Annotated in this window: 27 protein-coding genes; 5 read left to right on the top strand and 22 right to left on the bottom strand. The window is 33.5% G+C overall.

From position 1 onward, the window contains the following. Positions 1–73 precede the first annotated feature (73 nt). The 7 genes from C794_RS05700 to C794_RS05670 all read right to left on the bottom strand — a co-directional run bounded on the left by C794_RS05700 (position 74) and on the right by C794_RS05670 (position 4,918). The gene (locus C794_RS05700) at positions 74–730 is read right to left on the bottom strand and encodes an SIMPL domain-containing protein (RefSeq protein ID WP_017796164.1); all 657 of its coding nucleotides are present in this window, start codon (positions 728–730) and stop codon (positions 74–76) included. A 52-nt stretch (positions 731–782) separates the two neighbouring features. Next, positions 783–1,337: an SLOG family protein gene (locus C794_RS05695; RefSeq protein WP_017796163.1), complete on the bottom strand. Its 555-nt coding sequence runs from the start codon at positions 1,335–1,337 to the stop codon at positions 783–785. A gap of 153 nt (positions 1,338–1,490) precedes the next feature. Then, positions 1,491–1,871 (bottom strand): spore coat protein, encoded by a 381-nt coding sequence (locus C794_RS05690; protein ID WP_017796162.1) that lies wholly within the window; start codon positions 1,869–1,871, stop codon positions 1,491–1,493. A gap of 110 nt (positions 1,872–1,981) precedes the next feature. Continuing rightward, complete coding sequence (locus C794_RS05685) at positions 1,982–2,755, bottom strand: ABC transporter permease (protein ID WP_017796161.1); 774 nt, start codon at positions 2,753–2,755, stop codon at positions 1,982–1,984. Further along, complete coding sequence (locus tag C794_RS05680; RefSeq protein ID WP_017796160.1) at positions 2,742–3,716, bottom strand: ABC transporter ATP-binding protein; 975 nt, start codon at positions 3,714–3,716, stop codon at positions 2,742–2,744. Before C794_RS05680 ends, C794_RS05685 begins: the two co-directional genes overlap by 14 nt. 136 nt (positions 3,717–3,852) lie before the next feature. Continuing rightward, positions 3,853–4,242, bottom strand: coding sequence for a large conductance mechanosensitive channel protein MscL (mscL, locus tag C794_RS05675; RefSeq protein ID WP_017796159.1), 390 nt, complete (start codon positions 4,240–4,242; stop codon positions 3,853–3,855). A 523-nt stretch (positions 4,243–4,765) separates the two neighbouring features. Then, on the bottom strand, positions 4,766–4,918 hold the full coding sequence (locus tag C794_RS05670; RefSeq protein WP_017796158.1) for a small acid-soluble spore protein P: 153 nt from the start codon (positions 4,916–4,918) through the stop codon (positions 4,766–4,768). A 238-nt stretch (positions 4,919–5,156) separates the two neighbouring features. On the opposite strand from C794_RS05670, the gene cspD reads away from it, so the two are divergent. Next, positions 5,157–5,357, top strand: a complete 201-nt coding sequence (gene cspD / locus C794_RS05665; protein WP_011065421.1) for a cold-shock protein CspD — start codon at positions 5,157–5,159, stop codon at positions 5,355–5,357. Positions 5,358–5,453: 96 nt separating this feature from the next. Here cspD and C794_RS05660 read toward each other — a convergent pair whose 3' ends face one another. The 3 genes from C794_RS05660 to C794_RS05650 form a co-directional block, all read right to left on the bottom strand. Then, positions 5,454–6,380: a manganese-dependent inorganic pyrophosphatase gene (locus C794_RS05660; RefSeq protein WP_017796157.1), complete on the bottom strand. Its 927-nt coding sequence runs from the start codon at positions 6,378–6,380 to the stop codon at positions 5,454–5,456. A gap of 430 nt (positions 6,381–6,810) precedes the next feature. Further along, the gene (locus C794_RS20980; protein WP_017796156.1) at positions 6,811–7,146 is read right to left on the bottom strand and encodes a hypothetical protein; all 336 of its coding nucleotides are present in this window, start codon (positions 7,144–7,146) and stop codon (positions 6,811–6,813) included. A 19-nt stretch (positions 7,147–7,165) separates the two neighbouring features. After that, a complete protein-coding gene (locus C794_RS05650; protein ID WP_017796155.1) occupies positions 7,166–7,747 on the bottom strand; it encodes a hypothetical protein in 582 nt (193 codons plus the stop codon). A gap of 184 nt (positions 7,748–7,931) precedes the next feature. Here C794_RS05650 and C794_RS05645 point away from each other — a divergent pair, with 184 nt between their 5' ends. Together C794_RS05645 and C794_RS21160 are read left to right on the top strand one after the other, a co-directional pair. Beyond that, positions 7,932–9,059, top strand: coding sequence for an NAD(P)/FAD-dependent oxidoreductase (locus C794_RS05645; RefSeq protein ID WP_017796154.1), 1,128 nt, complete (start codon positions 7,932–7,934; stop codon positions 9,057–9,059). Positions 9,060–9,078: 19 nt separating this feature from the next. Beyond that, positions 9,079–9,210 (top strand): hypothetical protein, encoded by a 132-nt coding sequence (locus tag C794_RS21160; protein ID WP_017796153.1) that lies wholly within the window; start codon positions 9,079–9,081, stop codon positions 9,208–9,210. A gap of 57 nt (positions 9,211–9,267) precedes the next feature. Here C794_RS21160 and pdxA read toward each other — a convergent pair whose 3' ends face one another. From pdxA to C794_RS05595, 9 genes are all read right to left on the bottom strand, one after another. Further along, positions 9,268–10,266, bottom strand: coding sequence for a 4-hydroxythreonine-4-phosphate dehydrogenase PdxA (gene pdxA / locus C794_RS05635; protein WP_017796152.1), 999 nt, complete (start codon positions 10,264–10,266; stop codon positions 9,268–9,270). Beyond that, positions 10,259–11,554, bottom strand: coding sequence for a four-carbon acid sugar kinase family protein (locus C794_RS05630; protein WP_017796151.1), 1,296 nt, complete (start codon positions 11,552–11,554; stop codon positions 10,259–10,261). The genes pdxA and C794_RS05630 overlap by 8 nt, the downstream gene beginning before the upstream one ends. Before the next feature lie 29 nt (positions 11,555–11,583). Then, on the bottom strand, positions 11,584–12,579 hold the full coding sequence (locus C794_RS05625) for a 2-keto-3-deoxygluconate permease (protein ID WP_017796150.1): 996 nt from the start codon (positions 12,577–12,579) through the stop codon (positions 11,584–11,586). A 204-nt stretch (positions 12,580–12,783) separates the two neighbouring features. Next, positions 12,784–14,541 carry a sigma-54-dependent Fis family transcriptional regulator gene (locus tag C794_RS05620; protein ID WP_017796149.1) on the bottom strand — a complete coding sequence of 586 codons (1,758 nt, stop codon included), beginning with the start codon at positions 14,539–14,541 and terminating at the stop codon, positions 12,784–12,786. Positions 14,542–14,727: 186 nt separating this feature from the next. Further along, complete coding sequence (locus C794_RS05615; protein WP_017796148.1) at positions 14,728–15,375, bottom strand: YczE/YyaS/YitT family protein; 648 nt, start codon at positions 15,373–15,375, stop codon at positions 14,728–14,730. 173 nt (positions 15,376–15,548) lie between these two features. Beyond that, positions 15,549–16,016: a pyrimidine dimer DNA glycosylase/endonuclease V gene (locus C794_RS05610; protein WP_017796147.1), complete on the bottom strand. Its 468-nt coding sequence runs from the start codon at positions 16,014–16,016 to the stop codon at positions 15,549–15,551. A 448-nt stretch (positions 16,017–16,464) separates the two neighbouring features. After that, positions 16,465–17,187, bottom strand: a complete 723-nt coding sequence (locus C794_RS05605) for an amino acid ABC transporter ATP-binding protein (RefSeq protein ID WP_017796146.1) — start codon at positions 17,185–17,187, stop codon at positions 16,465–16,467. Beyond that, complete coding sequence (locus C794_RS05600) at positions 17,187–17,861, bottom strand: amino acid ABC transporter permease (protein WP_017796145.1); 675 nt, start codon at positions 17,859–17,861, stop codon at positions 17,187–17,189. The genes C794_RS05605 and C794_RS05600 overlap by 1 nt, the downstream gene beginning before the upstream one ends. A gap of 100 nt (positions 17,862–17,961) precedes the next feature. Next, positions 17,962–18,780 carry a glutamine ABC transporter substrate-binding protein gene (locus C794_RS05595; RefSeq protein ID WP_017796144.1) on the bottom strand — a complete coding sequence of 273 codons (819 nt, stop codon included), beginning with the start codon at positions 18,778–18,780 and terminating at the stop codon, positions 17,962–17,964. 373 nt (positions 18,781–19,153) lie between these two features. On the opposite strand from C794_RS05595, the gene C794_RS19735 reads away from it, so the two are divergent. Together C794_RS19735 and C794_RS05585 are read left to right on the top strand one after the other, a co-directional pair. Further along, the gene (locus C794_RS19735) at positions 19,154–19,477 is read left to right on the top strand and encodes a hypothetical protein (RefSeq protein ID WP_017796143.1); all 324 of its coding nucleotides are present in this window, start codon (positions 19,154–19,156) and stop codon (positions 19,475–19,477) included. Positions 19,478–19,672: 195 nt separating this feature from the next. Continuing rightward, positions 19,673–20,008 (top strand): hypothetical protein, encoded by a 336-nt coding sequence (locus tag C794_RS05585; RefSeq protein ID WP_017796142.1) that lies wholly within the window; start codon positions 19,673–19,675, stop codon positions 20,006–20,008. A gap of 342 nt (positions 20,009–20,350) precedes the next feature. Here C794_RS05585 and C794_RS05580 read toward each other — a convergent pair whose 3' ends face one another. The 3 genes from C794_RS05580 to C794_RS05570 are packed head-to-tail and all read right to left on the bottom strand — an operon-like array spanning position 20,351 to position 23,269. Next, a complete protein-coding gene (locus C794_RS05580; protein ID WP_017796141.1) occupies positions 20,351–21,217 on the bottom strand; it encodes a glycine betaine ABC transporter substrate-binding protein in 867 nt (288 codons plus the stop codon). A gap of 25 nt (positions 21,218–21,242) precedes the next feature. After that, the gene (locus C794_RS05575; protein ID WP_017796140.1) at positions 21,243–22,073 is read right to left on the bottom strand and encodes an ABC transporter permease; all 831 of its coding nucleotides are present in this window, start codon (positions 22,071–22,073) and stop codon (positions 21,243–21,245) included. Next, the gene (locus C794_RS05570; protein WP_017796139.1) at positions 22,073–23,269 is read right to left on the bottom strand and encodes a quaternary amine ABC transporter ATP-binding protein; all 1,197 of its coding nucleotides are present in this window, start codon (positions 23,267–23,269) and stop codon (positions 22,073–22,075) included. The genes C794_RS05575 and C794_RS05570 overlap by 1 nt, the downstream gene beginning before the upstream one ends. Between the last annotated feature and the right edge of the window lie 27 nt (positions 23,270–23,296).

Here is a 23,296-nt window from a genome sequence, read left to right as displayed (position 1 = left end):
TACTACATACTTCAATTATATACAGTATATAATTACTTCGCCATAAAGAAGGCACTGCTACTAGATTCGGTTTCTATCCTTGCAATTGATAGTCAACTTTAACTGAAGCTTCTATTCGTTGTGTACCTGGTTCCACTGGTGTAGAAGCTGCAAATAATTTCACTCCATTACCACCTGAGTCAACTTCAGTAATTTTTGTGGGTATTGGATTAAGTGAAACTCCTAATTCCTGTGCCATAACTTCAGCTTTGCTCTCTGCATTTTGTAAAGCTAATGTTAATGCTTCTTCATAAAAATTTTCTGGATCGTCAACAGAAAACGTCACGGAAACTACTTCATTTGCTCCTTGATTAATTGCTAAATCAATAATTTCGCCTAATCGATCTAAATCTTCTAAAGTTATGGTGATTTCATTTCTAACTTCAAAAGTTTCAAAAATTTGCTTTCCATCTACGTAGTCATAAATTGGACGAGCTGAAAAACTTGTTGTTTGAATAGATTCTCTAGGTATGCCCTCATTAACTATTGCACGGATAACATTGGTCATGGATTCATTATTTTGCTGCTGCGCTTCTTCTAATGAAGCATTTCTTGTTACTACCGCTAACCGAACATGTGCGATACTCGGTACAACCAACACCGATCCTGTACCAGTAATTGTTATTGTAGAATTTGTTTGTCTCATAGGCAATGACTGACGCATCTGTGATGGTACATAGTGATAATACATAACACCCCTCCTTCATATCATCCTATGCTAGGTATATATAACAGGTACATTATTAATCCCAATAATTCGGATCCTGCATACGTAAATCTTCTACAATATCATCAATATCTTGGGGAGTTATTGTAAAAACAGGGTAATCTTTAGCTGTTTTTTGTAATGTTTCATAAAAATATTTAGTACTTCCAGGAAACTCTTCATCCATTAATAACAGACAAGCATCACTTTTATCAATTAACCACATATCTTTTGTTCGAAATTGATAAGGACCTTGATAATCGCCTTTATAAATCGGTTTAAAAAAATCAGCTGTCATCGACAATTCTTCAAATTTTTCTTTTAACATTTCTGGCCAGCGACTATCTTGATTTTCAAAAGGAGGGAACACGCCAAGTTGAACAGGATACTCTTCTTTTAAGTCCATAACAACATCCGCAGCCCATAACTCCACTCCCATTTGCCCAGAAATAATAACCCATTCTAAACCCTCTTCTAAAAATTCACGTATTCGCTTTTCCAGAGAAGCTTTTATAAATTGAATTCGAGAGTCATCTTCTTTAAAAATATTTAATTCCATTGGTTTATAGCCTGTTACCATTAAAATTTTCATACTTAACCAACTTCCCTATGTATTTACTTATAACCATTTCAGACGATTTTCACCATTCAAATTCTCTGATCGATAAGTACTTATAATATTAATATTCTAAGTAAAACATGTTTTTTATAAAGAAAAGAGGTAGCATACGCCACCTCTTTTAGATTAACACCATTTATTTGGTTTATTCCAGTGATGATGTCCTGGATGCATTGCTCCGCCAACTTGATTTCCATTACAATGTCCGTTCATTGCCCCAGCTACTTGACCATTACCATATCCTGGTGACATGGCTCCTGCTACTTGGCCATTGTTTGGTACATTAAAAGAACCACCATATTCATTAACATTGTTCGTTTGATTTTGATATGAAGTAGAATTCGGATAAAAATGCTTGTTCTTTACTGTGTGATGATTCATCACTGTAGTATGACTTGGATGAATGTGATTTACAACACTTTCTGAACATGTGTTTACACAGTTGTGTTTTGTAGGATGTACAACTGTTTTCTCACAACCACAATGTCTCCCATGATGTCTGCGCATAAAATAAGCCCCTTTCTTTTTTAGGTTCACTAATAACCTATGTTATTTTGCTTACAATGGTAAGAGACAGTTACCTATTTTGTGCAGATTTCCTGGGAATATCTCCATAACTAATATTGACCAAGCAGCCCTCTTCTCGTAGCAAAACGCTCACAACTATGAAAAACAAATACTCCTATTCCAAAATAAACCAATGCATTGATGATAAGTAAAGTAATATTAATCCATCCAATTTCCATTAAAGTTGCTCCATTTATCATAATTTCTCGAACAAGATCAATACCAATTACAAAAGGTAAAAAATACATAATCGGTGATGCAACGAGCGGGATAAATGCTAATGCTGCTAACAGAAATTGCAGAACCTGTAGAATCGCCTGAACTTGCTTTAAGATAATGGAAATTCCACCAATAATTAATCCAAGCCCCATCATTCCAATAACCGTAAAAATAAATAATGGTAGAATAGATATAATATCTACATTTAACCACTGACCAGCTGTTAACATAGACACATATAATAAGATGAGAATAATAAATCCATATATAATATTATTAGCAATTAACCGTGTGATTAGAATTTTTAATATTCCCATCGGTGACATCGATAATTGTTCTAATGTTCCCCGCATTCCTTCATTGACGATATCATATCCAATTTGTTGAATGACCATAAGTGATAAATACCAAAAGACATAATTGACAATTACAAATTGAATATTTGCATCTTGTGTAGAGGGATTTCCAAAGAAATGAATAACCCCAAATAATCCTAGAAAAATAAAATAAAACGTTAGAATCATTGCAATTGTATTTGGTAAATATCGCTTTAATTCAATATATTCTTTTTTCAAATTTACTCGAAATAAATTAAGCCATTTCATATTCATGTTCCCCCTTAATGATTTCCATAAATACCTCATCAAATCGGATTGCTTTTCTATCAATTGAATCAATTTGAGTTTGATCTAATTGTAGAATCGCAAATAATTGATACATGTGTTCACTTTTTTCTAAGTCAATCGTAATAGATGCATGGTTGCCATCTTCGTTATATTCACACAGTGGAAATTGCTCATTCAGCAACTCTATTTGTTTTAAAGTTAATCGTTGACCAATGGATATTTTATATGATCTTACCTCAAATAAGTCCATTAAGTGATCTATTCGGTCATTGATAATCACTTTCCCTTTATTAATAATAACGGTTCGATCACATATATCTTGAATGACATCCATATCATGGGAACTAATGATAATTGTTCTTCCGTAATCATGTATTATCTTCTTTAAAATTCCTCTTACTTCAAGGCTGGTCTCTACATCTAAACCTAATGTTGGCTCATCAAGTAACAACACTTCTGTATCAGCTAACATCGCAACAGCAATTGCTAGTTTTTGTTGCATACCTCGAGATAGACGATTTACGAGTTCATTTTCTTTATCTTTTAACCTAAACATATTTAACAGATCATCAATTTCTTTCGCTACCTTTTTAGGTGATTTCCCACGATTACCGGCGAAATAATCCATATTTTCTCTTACACTTAATCGCCAATATAAGTTACGATTCCCTTCTAAAACAGCACTAATATGTTGTAAAGATTCTAGTCGATGTTGCTTATTTGATATTCCATTTATCTTTACTAATCCATTATCTGGTTGTAATAATCCGCAGATTAATTTAATCGTCGTTGTCTTCCCTGCACCATTTGGACCCAATAATCCAAGGATTTCACCTTTGAAGACATCAAAATCAATTCCCTTTAACGCTTCAATCACTTCTTTTGTTTTTCGTTTTTTATAAACCTTAGTTAAATTATTCACTTCAATAATTTTTTTCATTTCGATTCCTCCCATCAATAACACAATCTTAACAAAGTTCAGAATTACATTCCTGTTTCTCATGATGGATATTATCTCCAACTATAGACTGAATTTAAAAAGGTTGTCCTATTTTTTAATAGGACAACCTTTAAAATTACTTATTATTTGATTGTTCTTTAAGCAGGTCTCTAATTTCTTCAAGTAACACTTCTTGCTTACTTAATTCTTCTACAACTTCTTCAACTTCCTCTTCTTTCTGACGTTTAAACTTTGTGAGGAATTTAATAGCTAAAAAGATAGAAAGAGCAATAATAATGAAATCAACAAATGATTGAATAAAATTTCCATATAATAGTTCTGCTTCTCCAACTGTCACTTTCAAACTTGTGAAATCAATGCCACCAACAACTATACCCATTAATGGTGTAATTATATTTTCCACAAATGACGTTACAATCGCTCCAAATGCACCACCAATGACAACTGCTACAGCTAAATCTATGATATTTCCTTTAAAAGCAAACTCTTTAAATTCTTTCCACACCTTTATTCACCTCTCTATCTAATTCAGTATATTAACAGAATAAAGTTAAGGTTTTTTCGCGTCAAGGTACTCACAAAATAAAAAGTTATATAAAAATTAGTACGAAATATAACGAGAGTTATTGGATTAATTAAATTCAATCTTCCATTGAAAACGAATGAATCGAATCTTATATTATTAAATTGATTCATGAAACTAACTCAATTAAGAGAGATTAATGTAATTCTTATAACGTTGACTAATTGTCCGAAATATCCCACTTTAGACTTTGAAAAAAATACAATAAGACTAGTTGTGGGATAACGGACGTTACAAAGATTAAAATACCTTACATTTTTCTAATAACTGTTTTAGGGTTTTAAAACCAGTCTTATCATTATTTTTCCAGATTCTTCAACATACTTTGACTTTAGAATCAGTCTATTTACTACTTTTCCGGATGGATAACATCAAACACTTACGGATACTTTTTGGCTAAGCATCCTCGTCACATGAAGAATAAGGGATCTATACAAGCCCATCTTTATAAGCCATGATGTGGATTATGTTTTTGACCAGAATGATTTGCATTTTTCTCTTTTTTTGATCCGCTTAATGGTTCATCATATGGTTGTTCCGGACTTTTTGGTAAATCTGGGCTTTTTTGTTGTTTTGGACCCATTGGTCTTTTTGACATAAATGCATCCTCCTTCCTTTTCTTATATACATAGTGTTTAGCATTTACAATCAAATATTCGAAGACAATTTTCTAAAAGGGTGGATATTTTTTTATTATGTGTGTTATACTAAGATTACTTATTTAAGTTCGGTAGAAATACAGGATAGAATGTTTCAATGTAAAGAGCTTTTGTCTTGATTGTAAACTTGAACTAAATAGTAATATATCGTGCATTATGCACATGGAGGTTTTCAATATGAACACAGGTTCAGTAAAATGGTTTAACGCAGAAAAAGGCTTCGGTTTCATCGAAGTTGAAGGTGGAGACGATGTATTCGTACATTTCTCAGCAATCCAAGGCGAAGGTTTCAAAACATTAGAAGAAGGTCAATCAGTTTCTTTCGATATCGAAGAAGGTAACCGTGGACCACAAGCAGCTAACGTTGTTAAAAACTAATTAGTTTGCTTAAAAAACCATCGATTCTTATCGATGGTTTTTTTCATGTCAAAAAGTAAAAAATCTCCTTTGTTATAAAGGAGATTTTTTACGTTATTATTTAAATTGTTCCGTTAATACAGTAACAATTTGCTTTTTACGAGATACAACACCTTTTAATAAAGCACGATTGTTTGAATCCAGCGCCACGTTAAATGCTGAATTCACTTTATCTTTTCCATTTCCGATAGCTAACACTTCTGAATCATTGTTGAGAATATCAGTGACAACAAACAAGAATAAATCTAAATCATTATCATTTGTTCGACTGGTAATTACTTCAACTAATTCATCATGAAGTTTATAAATTTCACTTGTATCTACAGCATTTACCTGCGCTATTTCAACTTTAGCATTACCCATTGCAAATTCTTTTGCATCCATTGTGATTAGATCTTTTACTGTTTTATCACTTAAATCAGCACCGGCTTTTAGCATATCAAGACCATAACTTTCTAGATCTACACCTGCGATTTCTGCAAGTTCATGTGCTGCTTGTACGTCTTCATCTGTGCAAGTTGGAGATTTCAACAATAATGAGTCTGATATAATGGCAGAAAGCAATATTCCAGCAATATTCTTATCTACAGAAATGTCATTTTCTTTGTACATTTTATTCAAGATTGTTGCAGTACAGCCAACTGGTTCAGCACGAAAATATAATGGTTCCTTTGTTTCAAAGTTAGAAATACGATGATGATCTATGACTTCACGAATAGTAGCATTCTCTATATTATCTACACTTTGTTGAAATTCATTATGATCCACTAATATAACCTCTGCACCATCTTCTACTCGTTCTATAAGTTCAGGCGCTTTTATATTAAATTGATCTAAAGCAAATTGCGTTTCTTTGTTTACCTCGCCTAAACGTACATGTGTCACATCATAACCTCGTTTTGTTTTTAAGTCTGCATAAGCAATGCTTGAGCAGATTGTATCTGTATCTGGATTTTTATGTCCAAAAATTAATGTTTTTACCATCTAAAAACTTCTCCTTCCATCAACTATTCCTTTTATAAGATTACCATAATTTTGTTATCAATCTCTATTAAAATCATACCAAAAAAAGAAGTGAAACGGACAAATATTTTCGAAAATAATCGATTTCTAACCCCTCTCCTTACAATAAGAATGGTTAGATTCACTTTATCAATATAAGCAAGCCCTTTATCCCTACTGTTAAAAGTTTTCACTATAATAGTAAGCTATTTTAACGTCTCGGTAACATTCCAAATTCTATCATAAGTCGTATAGTCGTTCAATGCGATATCTAAATCATGAAAATATCGATGAAGTAAGCGTACAAGTTCAACATCTTCTTCTATTGTCTGTTTGCTTAAAGTTACTATAGAATTTAAGTCTTTTCTTAGAGGTTCATCCGTAACATCACCTAATAACTTCTCTATCTCATTTATTTAATTCTTTGTTCTTCCCAATCAAGGTTATTTATACCGCCGTAACCTGTTGTATCATTATAAAATTCGTGTGTAGATGACACGAAATCTCCTAATTCTTGGTGAGATTCTCCTAATGTAGAACGGACTGTATTAATTTTTTCCTCTTCTTCTACAGACAAATCCTTTTGTTCAACAGAACCCGCTGTATCGCTATTATTCAGAGCATCTAATCCTATCCCAAAAAAGTTAAAGAAAAATATACTTGATCCTACCCCTGTGATAATTATTACACTTACAAGAATCCACCACAATCGCTTGTTATCTTTCTTTCTTTTCTGATTATCTTCCATCTTTAATCCCCCGTTAAAGTTAACCTGCATTATTCAGTTGTTTAATATACTTCTCAACTAAAGCAGGTTGCTTTATCTCTTCCGCTTTCTCCGAACTTATGTATACTACTCTTTGGTAGGAATTACCTTCTCCGTGAAAATCTTTTAAAGTAACAACAACAAATCCCTCTTCCATTGTAGGATGTATTTCTAAAATCGCTTTATCCTTATATAATTCATCAATTTTTCGTTCATCTTCTCCCTTTATATCCCAAGTTTCTTCCCGTTGATATACTGATGGTACTAATTCTTTTTTGCTAACGGATAACGAAAAACTAGAAAGTTGTTTAATTTGTTTACGTCGTAACCGATTTCCTTGATTAAGTATTAAACTGATAAAGCCGATACCGATAGTAACTATACCAGCTTCTAGTGACTCTATAAAGGAATAATAAAATTGCGACCATTCAAATGGTATTTCTTCAGCCTCTTCCAGGCCGCTACTTGGTTCATAATAATCTTCAAAAGTAGCTATTTCGATAGAAGTAAATAACCCAAATAAAATAATTATTATTCCTACTGCAATAATCGCATAACTTAAATAATTTATCTTTTGATACATTTTCTCCCCCTCCCTTATATTATAAATTCTACATTTTACTTAGATTTTCCTGTTTCGTGGTTAAATACTGTAAAAGTTTATAGACTTCTATTATAATCATTACTATTGGAGGGATACGGGTGAGAAATAAACAATTTAAATTGAAAGATGTAATTAATCAACAACCTGATTTCTCATCGAACAAATGAGTGAAAAAGTAATTGTTATTGGTGGAGGAATTGTAGGAGCAAGTACTGCTTATTATCTCGCTAAAAATGGAGCTTCCGTTACACTTGTCGATCGAAATGATCAGGGACAGGCTACTACTGCTGCTGCAGGTATCATTTGCCCTTGGATTTCACAACGCCGTAATAAAGCTTGGTATCATTTAGCAAAAAGTGGCGCTGCACTATATACGAATTTAATTGCTGAATTAGAATCCTTAGGAGAGACCAATACGGGCTATGAAAAGGTCGGAGCAATTAGTCTACATACTGAAGCAAATAAATTAGAAGGTATGGTAGAAAGAGCAACAAAAAGAAAAGAAACGGCTCCTGAAATTGGTGAAATTACTACTTTAAATGAAATAGAAACTGTAAATCGAGTTCCTGTTCTTCAAGAAGGTTATCAATCTGTCTATATAAGCGGAGCTGCTCGAGTAAACGGTCAAGAATTACTTCAGGCACTGAAAAGAGGAGCAACATTAAAAGGGGTAAATATTTTACAAGGCGATGCAAGTCTAAGTATCGAAGGTAATCAAATAAAAGGAGTGCATGTAGATAATCAATATACAATCCATGCAGACAAAGTGATACTTGCAAACGGGGCTTGGATGTCAGAACTTGTTAAACCTTTTGGTATTGATTTACAGGTATTTCCTCAACGAGCTCAAATAACACATGTAAAGTTACCTGGAATCGAAACTGCAAAATGGCCAGTCATTATGCCGCCCGGAAATCAGTATATGCTTTCTTTACCGGATAACAGGATTGTCTTAGGTTCGACTTATGAAGATAATGTCGGTTTTGATTATCGGATAACAGCTGGAAAAGTACACGAAATCTTAGATAAAGCATTGAATGTCGCTCCAGGATTAGAAAATAGCACTGTAATTGAAACAAGAGTTGGATTTAGGCCATTTACTCCTGGATCCCTCCCAATTGTTGGTCCACTACATCAAATTAAAGGTGTATACTTAGCTAATGGGTTAGGTGGAACAGGGTTAACAATGGGTCCATTTGTTGGTCAGCAACTTGCGAAACTAGTACTGGGCGAACCACTGGATATCGAGCTCGAAAATTATGATGTATCTAAAGTGATAGCTTCACAATAATGATTGAAGAGGTGCTAGGATGAAAGGTTCACACATTGTCTTTATTATCATTATCGTTATATTATTAACAGGGTTATTTACTTGGCTATGGTTACAAAACTTTACACAAAATGAGGAGTCAATCTCTTATATCTTTTCCATAGTCAATTAATATGAGCAAATAAAAAACCTTAAGGAAAACAGATGTGTTCTCCTTAAGGTTTTTTATTTATTTTGTTGGCGCTAACTCTATTGCTTGATGAAGTGCTTCTAACATACTTCTTTCATCTACAATCCCTTTTCCAGCAATATCAAACGCTGTTCCATGGTCAACACTTGTACGAATAATTGGCAATCCTACGGTTATATTTACCCCAGCTTCCAATCCCAATACTTTAATCGGGCCATGCCCTTGATCATGATACATCGCTACAACAATATCAAAATCTCCACGTTGCGCTCGGAAAAATAAAGTATCCGCAGGTAAAGGACCCTCTACATTTATTCCTTCTTTTTCTGCCTGTTTAATAGCCGGAATTATTTTTTCTTCTTCTTCACCGTTACCAAACAATCCATTCTCTCCAGCATGTGGATTGATACCACAAACCCCAATTTTAGGGTTTTTAATACCTGAATTTGATAGTGTTTCATGCGCTAATTGAATTACTTTATGCACACGTTCTGGCTTAATCATCTGTATCGCTTGAAGAAGACCAACATGTGTCGTAACATGAATAACCTTTAATTTAGGCGAGGATAGCATCATAGAAAATTCTTCTGTATTTGTTAATTCAGCAAGAATCTCTGTATGCCCAGGGTACATATGGCCCCCTTTTTGTAATGCTTCTTTATTTAAAGGAGCTGTACAAATCGCTTGAATTTTTCCTTCATTCGCAAGATCTATTGCCATACGTAAATATTCAAAAGCCGCATTTCCCGATACAGGGGAAACTTCTCCATATGCCAAGTCTTCTGGAAGTATATCTAAATCAATACAAGTAATTTTCCCAAAAGTAGTATCCGTAAGTTCTTCTTCTTTAGTTTTTTTGTCAAAAGATACTTCTACACCCAGTATTTTTGCAGCTCGCTCTAGCATCTTTGTATCACCTATTACGATTGGATGAGCTTGTTCATATATCTCGCGATTACGTAAACTTTTGATGATAATTTCTGGTCCTACCCCTGCTGCATCTCCCATAGTTATTCCAATAATTGGTTTCTTACTCATTGACAATTTCTCCTTTCAGGTGGAGCATTGCTTTATAAATAGAATCTTCTTTCCCAAATGCTCCCGCTTTGGTAACAACTAAACTTTCACTAGTACCTATTAAAGATCCTAACGGTATGCCTGGCTCTAGTTGTTTGATTAAATGTATACCGATTGCACCTAAATACTGTGCAGTTGCTTTTGCTGTATCTCCACCAGTTAAAACAAACCGATCTATCCTAGGAAATTCTTCTTTTATAGTAGATACTATATCAGCGATTTTCTCGGATATAGTTTCTCCAATTTGATTTTTAGATAATCCTAGATCCCTTCCAATTTCTTGGACATCTTTACGAACCCCTTCATTAGAAGGGACATATAAGACTACATCTTTATCATCTTTAAATCCAGCTAAACATCTCTTTATATAAGTTGTTTTATATGCATTCCAGTCATGCTGAAACATTTTTAATGGGTTTAATTCAACAGCAATCACTCCATTTTGTTTCATTGCATACTGTACTTGTTTTTGTGTCATTTGTGATAAACTTCCACAAACCGTCATTGTTATATTCGAATTCGTATAGGTAGTTACTTGTTTTTCTTTTTCCAAGTGTAGTACTTCTGGAACAACTTCTGCTAGACCAGCAGATCCAGCCCATACAACTTTTTGATTAGTAGATGCAATTCGAGAAGCAATTGTTCTTAAGTCTTCTTCTGTTTCTGCATCAAAAACTACCATTTTTATATTTTCTCTTTGATAGGAGTCAAGTTTGTTTAATAGTATAACTTCGTCTTCATACTCTCTTTTCGTGATCACCCCAACTTCTTCACCTATCTGATTTTTTATCAAAGTTGGAATATGTGATTCTGTTACGGGATGTTTTGGATCTTTCGATATTTCAGTCTCAGAAATCAACACATCATAGACATAGTGATAACCATTTTTAGTGACACGTCCCATACTTGGGAAAGCTGGTGCAATTAAAACTAAATCTGCATCTAATTCAAACTCCATCACTTTTAACTCATATCCGATATGACCACGTAAAGTAGAATCCATTTTCTTATAGACATGCTGATAACCTAATTTATTTATAAAATTTGTAGCTTGTGAGGTAATTGAGATCGCATCTGCTTTATTAAGTGCTCGTGAATTGGTATCAATTACTAATCCTTCACTCAAGAACTCTATTTCTTCTGGAATTTCAAATAATACTGAAGTATCCATTCCTTTTTCAGTCAATTGTACTCCACTATCATTTGCTCCGGTCAAATCATCCGCTATAATTGCAATCTGTTTTGCCATGTTGTACCACCCACTTTATTTTAACCATTTTAATTCTTATTATCTTGAACTACGTAGTCATCTGGAACGTTTACACCTTTTTTCTCTAAACGTTTAACAAGAAAACCGATATAAATTGGTAGTAAAATTGCTGTTGTTACTACTGCTGCCGCCACTTGAACCGTTGCTAATTCCACATTTGCTGCAAATGCCGGACTTGCCGCAGCTATAGCAGCTGGAGTCGCTACTGCATTACCAGCAGTTGAACCTTCAGCAGCACCAACAATTGGATTCCATTTCATTGCTTTAAATACAAAGTATCCAACTGTACCAGTAAAGAATACGGTTAGTAATCCTAATATGATTCCACCTAGTCCACCTTCAATAATACTTGAGAAATCAATTCCCATACCTAATGCAAATGCAAAGAAAGGAATTAATACTGAACTTCCTGTACTAAAGAAATTTCTTAAATCTTCATCTAAATTACCAAGTACCATACCAACTACAATAGGTAATAATACTGATATAAAGGAAGTAAATGAAAACATTCCTTCTACAAAGCCCATTGCTCCAAAAATGGATAATGCAATCATTGTTAGAAAAGGACCATCATTTAATGCTAAAAGTGAATACGCAGCACGGTCTGTTTTATCCCCATATTGTCCAACAAGTGCCACATACAATCCACCATTACTATTTGTCATGGCCGCAATAATTGCAATAGGTGCTAATCCAAGAAATAACCCATTATCACCCATCATCATAAATGCAATTAATCCAATGACTGCACCTGCAAACCATTTGGTCACAAGCAGTGTTGCCCCTTTTCCTAAACTAACACCTACATTACGTAAATTAATTTGTGCACCGGTAAATAAAAGAAATAGTGCTATTAACGTACTTGCTCCATCTACAAACAAGGCTTGTGTGAAATTTCCAATACGAAGTAAATCTGGAGCTAATGTATTAATTGTTGCAGCAAGTAACAACGGTACTACCATCATACCTCCTGGAATTCGTTCAATCGTAGCTTTAATTTTCATATCAATTCCCCCTCAATTATACAGATTGTTTATTTTTTAAACAAATCTTTTTGATATCTAAAGCGTTTTCAATAAATATATTACAACTAATAGAATTATTTTGCAACATATTTTTTAAAATAATATTAAAATATCATTTCCATATAGAAAAATTGTTTTATAATGCAACAAAAAGAGAGCCCACTATGTAGCCTCTCTTTATTATTAAGTATTATTTAGTTTTCTCCAAAGTGTCGTACGATTAATCCCTAATCGTTTTGCTGTTTTGGTTTGATTTCTATTTTCTTCTTCATAGACTTTACGAATAATTTGTTGTTCTATTTCTTCTAAAGTACCTTTTATTGAAATAAGATTATCTCGATTCATAAACTCATTCTTTTTTTGTTTATCTTTTCTTACTGATAGCTCATGAATATGATCTTCATTGATATAATACCCTGTTGCTTTTATACTTAATTCTTTTACCCTACTCTTCAATTCTCCTAGATTTCCGTTCCATTCAAACTCTTTTAACATATCGATTGACGTTTTTCTTATACCTAGCGTCTCATTTCCACTGTGCGTATGAAATTCCGATAAGAAATAAGAGATAAATGCAGCTATATCTTCTTTTCGTTCTCTTAATGGCTTAGTATAGAATGATAGTGCAGAAATTAAATGGTATAAGTCCGAATTAAAAAGCTGATCCTGAAGCATAGATTCTAAATTCTGCTCTGATAATGAAATGATTTGAAAACTATTTGGTGTGTTTTGAACAAGATTACATAATTGTTCTTGTTCCTGAAGAGGGAGATGATCTATTTTTCTAAAGATAATGGTACCTTGTTGTATCATTTGTACTTTTTCAACCAAATTTTGTATGCATTCTTGGTTGATTGAGCTGCAATCTACAACAAGCATCGGATTATCTTGTCCAAATTTGGTAAAATGTATAGCTTTTGCGATAGTCATTTTACCAGTTGCTTGTTCTCCACTTATAAGAATACTCTCATTCGCTTTGGCGAATTGATTAACCGTCTCTCTTACCGTTTCCGAATAAGGACTATCCCCTATAATAGGAATATGAATTACTCTACTAATCATCACAACGGAACTTATATTTTCAATCCTCTTGAGCGCTTGTACATAAATTCCGATTAATGAATCATCTTGTTTAATAGGAAAGATTTGCATATCAATGTTATATTTCTGAGTTTCAATTGATTCCCAATAAGGCTTCTTTTCTTTTAAAACTTTTAACACTAACTGATTTATCTGCTTGTATTCAATAATTTCATTTGTTATTTCATCGTATTCACTAGAGAGGTTGGAGAATTCTATTTCACAATCTTTATTTACCAAGAAAATATTGGGTGGAATTGATTGAAGAATCCGATGATAGCGAGATACTCTAGCATGCGCTCGTTTTAATAATTGATATTGTCTTCTTCCTTCATCAAAAGCATCAAGAATAGCTTCTTTACCAGAAGTGATTAAAATACCTCGAATCCCTAATTTTTGAGCTTCTTCTACGGTGACAACATCTCCAATAACGATGTTATAACCAAGTCTTTTTAGTTCTTCTAATTGGGAACGAACTTGATTTCGGTGGCTTATCGTAAACATTTCAATCTCATATTCTAAGATACTACTCAAGGTCTTCGCACCTCGACATATATTCTCAAAACCTACAAGCGCAACACGATGGTGAGTATCTTGAATCAAAGTAAACACACGTAGCATATCATACCCGCTAATATCTATGTGAATAACCGGTATTGAAACTTTTTCTTGAATCATAGCTGCGGTACCACCACGGCTAATAATCAAATCATACCCTTGATCTTCAACACTATTAGCCAATTGAAGCGCGTCTTCTAAGTTAGCGACTTCAATATCAACATGGAAATCATCAGGTAGTTTAATTTGTTTTACAGATTCCGCCATACCAGAATATGGGGCGATTAACATTGTCTTAATCATTCTCACACCTACTTATGTTGCATTTTTCAACAATACTATTATGCCATATTTTTATTCACTCTTGCAAATGGTTAAGCAATAATTAATTCTAAAGAGGTTGAGACATAAATTCTATTCCGTTAACCAATTATTGTTCGACTTTTTAGTAAACTGTTTTGTTATGTGTCAATTACTTTGTAATAATTCTTAAGATATATGTTTGTTTCTCTTTAAACGATTACTTCTTTTATAATCCATTTTCACTACGAGTGCTCCTAACTTTAAATAGGTCCACTGAAATATCGGGCTCTGTATAAACGTAAAAATAAATGTAAAAATAAATACTGGCCCTCCAAATAGTAAGCCAATTACTAAAACAGTACATTCTGTAATAATTCTTACTCTGCCGATTGGAGCACCTAATTTATCTGACAAAGATAACATAAAACCATCTCTAGGACCTGATCCAACTCCTGCAGCATTGTACATTCCACCACCAAAGCCCATAATAACAATTCCAAGCAATATAAATACAATATCAATCCAAGTGTGAGTTGCGGTTGGTAGAATACCAGACCAATGATAAAAATCTACAAAAGCTCCTACCAGGACAGCGTTAAAGAACGTACCAACTTTTATGTATGTTCGATCCAAACAAAAAGAAATAATAATTAATATACTGGAAATTATAATATTCCATGACCCAATTGTCAGTCCGAATTTATCAAAAAAAGCTACGTTGAGCACATCCCAAGGGTGAATTCCAAGATGTTGCATATTAATTGTTAATGCAATCCCCAAACTAAACACCATGATACCAACAATAAAAAACAGCCATCTAAATGCATAGTTCAACGCTAACTACCTTCTTTCAAACATCAAAATTTTTCAAAAAAAACGAATATAGATAGTATACGCTTTTTAAATCATTGGGGAAAGAGCATTTTATTTATTCTTTAGAAATAGTAATTTGTTCTGCACTCGCATAACTTTAATCTGTTTATCCATTTTTCTATATTCGGCCCCTCCTACCTATGTATTCCACATCGAGGAGCTATCTTATCATTACTCCATTTATCATATAAAAGAGTTTGATATAATTCATACGCCCTTTGTCCATAAACCTTTCTATCTCCATAAACAAAATATGGAGGTAATGGTTCAACCGAGTATAAATTTTTATATTCCTCAATAGTTTGACCTAATTTGAATAATTGAGAACGGAATTCTATATTACGTATACCTCCACGTAATATATGTTCATCATTACATGCTTGTAAATACCTCCATGTATCAGATAAGTAAGGCGAACCGTTATTAAATACATGTTTTACAATAGGATGTTGAAGATATTTTGTATTACCTTCAATAATTTGCAATTCAGCTAAACAAACTCGAATAATCTGATATATCTCCAATACTTGTTTAGACAACCTCCTATTATCAAGAAATTGAGCAGATATTTGATGATTAGCACTTACTCTAAACAACTGCATTACTCGAACCCCTTTTAATCATATTTCAATTGCTTGTTCTTCCGATGCTACAGTCCTGATGTATAATGTTCATTACTTTTCCTGAATTGGGTTATTTTAAGTTTCTTCTTTCTGAGTTTTTGGGATTGTTTACATTGTAACCGAAAGATATTAAAATGACTCTTTTCTTTATACATTTATATTGACTTAATGTTTCTCAAGTCTTTTTAAAATCGGTCTGATTTATTCACCACTTTTTCCAATTTTTTAAGCTTTTTTGGGTTTTAGAACTGGTCTATTCACTACTTTATTGAATTTTCATCCCCTTTGGATTTTAGATCAAACTTTTATCGGCATGCTTTGGCTAACCTCATTGTTTCAAAGTGAATATTATTCACTTTACATGCAGGAAAATTTAATAAAACAAAAAAATATCCCCACCTACAAAAGGGTGGAGATTTACAATTATCTATAACACTTTATTTAGAAATTCTTTTGTTCTTTCGGAACTAGGGTTGGTAAATATCTTATCTGGGATATTTTCCTCCATGATAATCCCTTCGTCCATAAACAATACTCGATCCGCTACTTCCTTGGCAAAGCCCATTTCGTGAGTTACCACTACCATCGTCATACCCTCTTTTGCCAATTGCTTCATCACTTCTAATACTTCCCCCACTAATTCTGGATCAAGGGCTGAAGTAGGCTCATCAAATAACATAAGCTTTGGTTCCATTGCTAATGCTCTTGCAATTGCAACACGTTGTTGTTGGCCACCAGATAATTGGGCTGGATATTGATTTGCTTTATCTGAGAGACCAACTTTTGCCAACAATGTTTCCCCACGTTTTTTTGCTTCATCACTTGTAATTTTTCTTACTTTTTGTGGGGCTAACATTACATTTTGTATTACTGTTTTATGTGGGAATAAATTAAATTGCTGAAATACCATTCCAACTTCTGTACGCACAGTATTAATATCTGTTTTTTTATCGGTTAAATCATGACCATCGATAACCACTTTACCGCTCGAAACATCTTCTAGGAGGTTTAAGCAACGTAAAAAAGTACTTTTTCCTGATCCACTAGGGCCTATGACACATACAACTTCTGTCTCTTTAACTTCACAATTTATGCCTTTTAACACTTCATTTTTTCCAAATCGTTTGTGTAGATCATTTACAGTTATCATTAGTAATTCAACCTTCTTTCAATTAATCTTAAGATCAACGATAGTGTTAATGTAATTGCAAGATAGAATAATGCTACAGCAGTATATATTTCTACCGCAATAAATTGGTTGGAAACTATTAATCTACCTTGGAACATTATCTCTGGCACTAGGATTACAGACAAAAGTGATGTATCTTTGATACTGATGATAAATTGATTTCCTAGTGGAGGAATCATACGTTTAAAAGCCTGTGGCCAAATAATATACCTCATAGTTTGATTCTTAGTAAGCCCCAGTGAACGCCCCGCTTCGATTTGACCTTTATCTATTGATTCTACTGATCCACGAACAACTTCCGCTATATACGCACCTGAATTAATTGCGATAACAATAATCCCAGCTACAATGGGATCAAAATTATATTGAATAATAATTGGTAATGCAAAGAATATCCATATTGCTTGTACAAGTACAGGAGTACCTCTTACTACCTCTACATAGATAGACGCCAATACAAATATAAATTTATTTTTAGAGATTCGCCCAAGTCCAAATATTGCTCCAAGAACAAAACCAATGAGTAAACCAATAATAGAAATTAAAAGTGTGTAATACAATCCTTTCCCTAGCTCAGGCATAAATTCAAAGACACGAAACCAATCAAATTCTAACAATCTTCCAATAGCATCCATTCTTTCACCTCATTAAATAAAATAAGGCTTATCTTCTTGTGATAAGCCTTATAAGCTTTTAAATTTTATATAGCATACCTCAACTTAATGTTGACTAAAATTATTCTGCTGAACCAAACCACTTATTATAAATTTCATCATACGTACCATTTTCTTTTAATGTTGCTAGCGCATCGTTAATGGCAGCAACTAAGTCTTCATTTCCTTTTGCAATGGCAATACCATAATTTTCAGCTTGATATAAGTCCCCAACTGATTTTAAACCATCTCCAGTTGTAGAAATGTAATAGTCTACATTTGGTGCATCGTACATCACTGCATCGGCGCTTCCATTTTCGACCGCTAAGTAAACCTGATCCAGTTGTTCGAATTGATTAATGGTCGCATCTCCAAGATTTTCTTCAAGAAAATCTGCACTTGTAGAACCCATACGAGTAGCAACCGTTTTACCTTCTAAATCTTCTATACTATTAATATCTTCATTATCTGCTGATACCCCAATTTTCAGACCAGATTCATAGTAAGGTTCACTGTAATCAATAACTTGTTTACGCTCCTCAGTAATACTTATTCCAGCAATAGCAATATCAAATTGTTGTGTTTGAAGTCCAGGGATAATTCCATCAAAATTCGTTGTTTGTATTTCTCCACCTTCAATTTCAAAACCTGCTTCATCTGCAATAGCTTTAATTAGTTCGATATCAAATCCTGTTAATTCCCCATCTTCTACAAACTCAAAAGGAACAAAAGAATTATCACTAACTACTGTATAAGAATCTTCTAAATCATATGAAGCCTCATCGTTAGCATTATCTTCTCCTTCACCTGATGCTGAATCCTCTTCGCTAGTTCCGCAAGCCACAAGAATTATTAAAAACGCCGACACCATAATCAGCAAACTCCACTTATTCTTTTTCATTATTTCTGCCCCCTAAATAGATTCTACAAAACTGACATATTTAATGGTATCAAATATTTTCATATTACGAAATTTCTCTTTTACCTTATATTTCAGAAAAATATATTAAATATATTTCTATCATTTAAAAAATAACCTAAATGCTTATATAAGGTACGAAATAATCGTATATGCTCGATTTTTCGGAATTCTTCATCAAAAATATGCTAATATTTACCAATTATTAATGTTTCTTCACATGCTCAATAGAAAAATAGACATCGTTTAGTTACAATAACAGTAATATTTCTTGTGTATTTGAAGTTGAGTTGATGGAAATATGGTACTCAAGTTACGGGTCAAATTTATGTAAACTCAATCAACCACCGGCCGTATGTATCGAATCACAGAAGAACAATTTTTAGAAGTGGTTGCACAAGAAAATCAGTTGAAAGATATTTATATCGATTTAAATAAAGTGAGGAAACAAGGTTTTGCTGATTTAGACTTAGGCTGGTATGATCGTATTATCTATTTAGGAGAAGAAGATCTCACTCCTATCTTTACATTTACAAATAGTAATGGAATAACAGAAATGGAGAGACATACCGCTTCCATTCCTTATCGAAACATTCTCCATAAAGGATTATCTGAATTGGGTTTGAACAAAATAGAGATAATAAGCTATTTAAATGATAGTTACTATAGCATAAAATGATACTCCATGCAGTAGGGTTTTCGCTTCCTTACTGCAGGTTAATACCACAAGGGCATGAGCTAAAGGCCCTTGACAGAAAGAATCGAACATTTATAAGCAGTTTATCTCCCACTTATCCACTAAAGGTTTAGCATCAGAGTCTTGAAGTGGAGGTATTATTGCTCGTTATATGCCGAATAAATCAGGAGGAACAATATGAATAAAGAAATAACCTTGCAGCAATGGAAATCTTTTGTAGAACAAAAAATAAACAAGAAGTTAATTATCAAAATGCTCTGGAATGAGCGAGAAAAAATGACGTTGCTTCTTGTGCCAAATATGAAAATAAATTCTGTTATACATGATGACAATGAAGGATATTTGTTTTACGATATGGCTGGAAAACATGTAAACTACCCTATCCCTTCCATATTGCCAGACAACCTCTTCATAGATGGTAAAATTAATTTGGCTCATATAAAATCAGGATATATCCAAATTAATCAAGAACCACTTTCAAAAAAGGATATTCAATTATTAGAAAATAAATAAAGATGCTAGGACATAATTATAGGTGAATTAATTTAATAATTGCTAAGTTTAATTAAAAAAAAAGCATTTTATTAATAATTAAATTTAACGTTCGGATTGTTATTGCTATAACTTGACTTTGATTGTAATGAAGACGGCGCTCCTGCAGGAACAGCACGATCCACTTGAAAAGGGCTTTTCTTTTCAAGTTAGCTAAAAACCCGTGCCTGCGGAAAGCGTCCGTCTGTAATGAAAATCAAAACAGCCAACATTCGGATTTCACATAAAATATCTTATTATGAAATTGATTTAGGTTTTTCTTTTGATTAAACCCTATTGTCCCAGCGTCTGATTATTTATCTTTTATTTATTTTCTAGCATTTTATTTACTTTATCTTGATTATTATCAATCCATTCTTGTGCAACTTCACGCTCATCTGCACCGTCTTCAATTTTTGTAATCATCTCTTCCACATCGTCAATAGAAATACTCCAATTCTTTAAAAATGCATAGACATCTGGTGCTTTATCTTTCAAACCATTATTAGCAAGTACATTTACAGTTGATGGTGTAAATACCTCATAGTCATCTTCTAGTACTTTGATATCAAACTTATTGAACATAGAGTGTGGTCTCCAGCCATAGAATATTACTGGCTCATCACTCGATATTTTTCGTTGTGCTTGAGCTAGCATTCCACCTTCTGAAGATGGAACTAACTCTACGTCTAAATCTGCTTCTTCAATTAAGTCGCGCATCATTTCTGTTGCTCCTGCGCCCTCTTCGATACCATAAATCTTATTACCAAATTGATCTTCTTTTCCTTTTAGGTCACTTACTTTATTTATTCCCTGTAAACTAGCAGGGATTGTTAAACCAGTATTTGCATTATCATAACTTGTAGTTACTTTTTCAATAGAATCTGAATATTTTTCCATTTGATTTTCATGTGCAGGCATCCATGAATCCATATAAGCATCTAAATCACCTCTTGAAAGACCTACAAAGGTCGAGCTCACATCTGCCTGTGTTTCTTTAACTTCATAACCCATGTCTTCAATAATAATACGTGCAATTTTTGTCGGTGGAACTGTACTTGTCCATGGTGTGACAGCTAAATTAATTGTCCCTTTACTTTCACTCGTATTTGTTGATTCTTCATCCCCAGACCCACAAGCTGCTAGAAATATTAATGTTAATAGTGATAAAACAATAGTAAACTTCTTCATGATGTTATAACAATCCTTTCTTTGACTATTTTCCTTTACCAATTCCTTGTGTAATTCGATCGAGAACAATTGCTAAGACAACGATTCCAAGACCGGCTACCAGACCTAATCCAATATTCACTTGAGAAATAGCTGTTAATACAGATGCACCTAACCCTGGTGCCCCAATCATAGAAGCAACTACAGCCATTGACAGGGAAAGCATAATTGTTTGATTTACTCCTGCCATAATACTTGGTATTGCTAATGGAATTTGGACTTTATATAAAAGTTGCTTATTTGTTGAGCCAAATGCTCGGGAAGCTTCAATAATCTCTTTTGGTACACTTCGGATACCTAAATTAGTCATACGAACGGCTGGGGGTGCGGCAAAAATAAATGTTGCCATCACTGCCGGGACTCCACCTAACCCAAATAATAGAACTGCAGGAATTAAGTAAACAAAACTAGGTAAAGTTTGCATGAAATCTAGTATTGGCCGAACGATTCGTTGTACTCCATCATTCATGGCACTTAATATTCCTACAGGTATACCTATAACGAGGGAAACAAGAGTAGCTACAATAATGATCGCAAGTGTCTGCATAGCTCCTTCCCACATATCCACAGAACCAATAAATAAAAATCCTATTATGGTAAAAACGGATAACCCGATACCAGATACCTTCCAAGCTATTAATGCTAGAATGATAGTAAATAGTTCTGCTGGTATCATTAATAATAAATCTGTAACTCCACTAATAAATATGTTAAATACTTCACTAATGACGTTGAATATACCACTAAACGTTGGAAGAAACCATCCATTAACGAATTCATTCATCCATTGCTCTAATGGTAAAAAGAAATAATCCATTATTCATTCACCTCCGAGTTTTCCTTCCCTAGAACTAAACCTGATAGAATGGATACTCGTGAAACAATTCCTACTAATTTGTCTTCTTCAACAACGGCAATTGGGTATTTTGTATCCGCAGCTATTCCAATTAAATCATTTAAAGGAGTACTTGGAGTTGTTTGAAAAATTTCTGTTTGTAAAACATTTTCCATCGAAATGTCTTCTTTATAGGAACGAATTGCATCGTCAATGGTTAATAAGCCTTTATAATGATCTTGACGATCGACAACGAAAATACTGGAGGCACCTACTTCTTCCATTTTTCTAACAGCCATTCGTGGACCGTCTTTATACGTAGTCAATACTTCTGGTTTTCGCATAACCGTTCCTGCATCCAAGACTTTTGAACGATCAACATCTTTCACAAAATTACTCACGTATTCATTTGCAGGATTCTCAAGAATTTCTTCAGAAGTGCCGACTTGGACAATTTCGCCATCTTTCATAATTGCAATTCGGTCACCTAATTTCAATGCTTCGTCTAAATCATGTGTAATAAAAAGAATAGTTTTATTTAATGTATTTTGAAGTTTTAATAACTCGTCTTGCATTTCTTTTCTAATAAGGGGATCTAGTGCGCTAAAAGCCTCATCCATTAGTAATATATCAGTATCATTAGCTAATGCTCTTGCGAGGCCAACTCGTTGCTGCATCCCACCACTCAGTTCGTTCGGATAGCTATTTTCATAGCCTTTTAAACCGACATCTTCAATTGATTTGTACGCTTTCTTCTTTCTATCTTCTTTAGACACACCTTGAATTTCAAGACCATAAGATACATTATTGATAACTGTTCGATGGGGAAATAAGCCAAAGTTTTGAAATACCATTCCAAGCTTATTTCTTCTTGTCTCGATTAGCTGTTCTTTGTTCATCTTCGTGATGTCATCTCCATCAATATTAACGGAGCCATTAGTCGGTTCAATTAATCGATTAATTAACCGAATTAAGGTAGATTTACCACTACCGGAAAGTCCCATTATCACGAAGAATTCACCACTTTTCACATCAAAAGATACATTATTTACACCGACTGTATTACCGGATTTCTTTAGAATTTCATCTTTTGTGTAGCCCTCTTCAAGTAGTTGTAATCCTTTTTTTGAATGAGAGCCAAAAATCTTCGTTAATTGATTTACTTCAATCTTATTCATGTATACTCTCCTTCAAATTTTTACAAT

The organism is Oceanobacillus kimchii X50 (assembly GCF_000340475.1).
Lineage (GTDB): Bacteria > Bacillota > Bacilli > Bacillales > Amphibacillaceae > Oceanobacillus > Oceanobacillus kimchii.
Note: the sequence above shows the minus strand (reverse complement) of the source record. Positions and strands in the feature narration are given on the sequence as shown.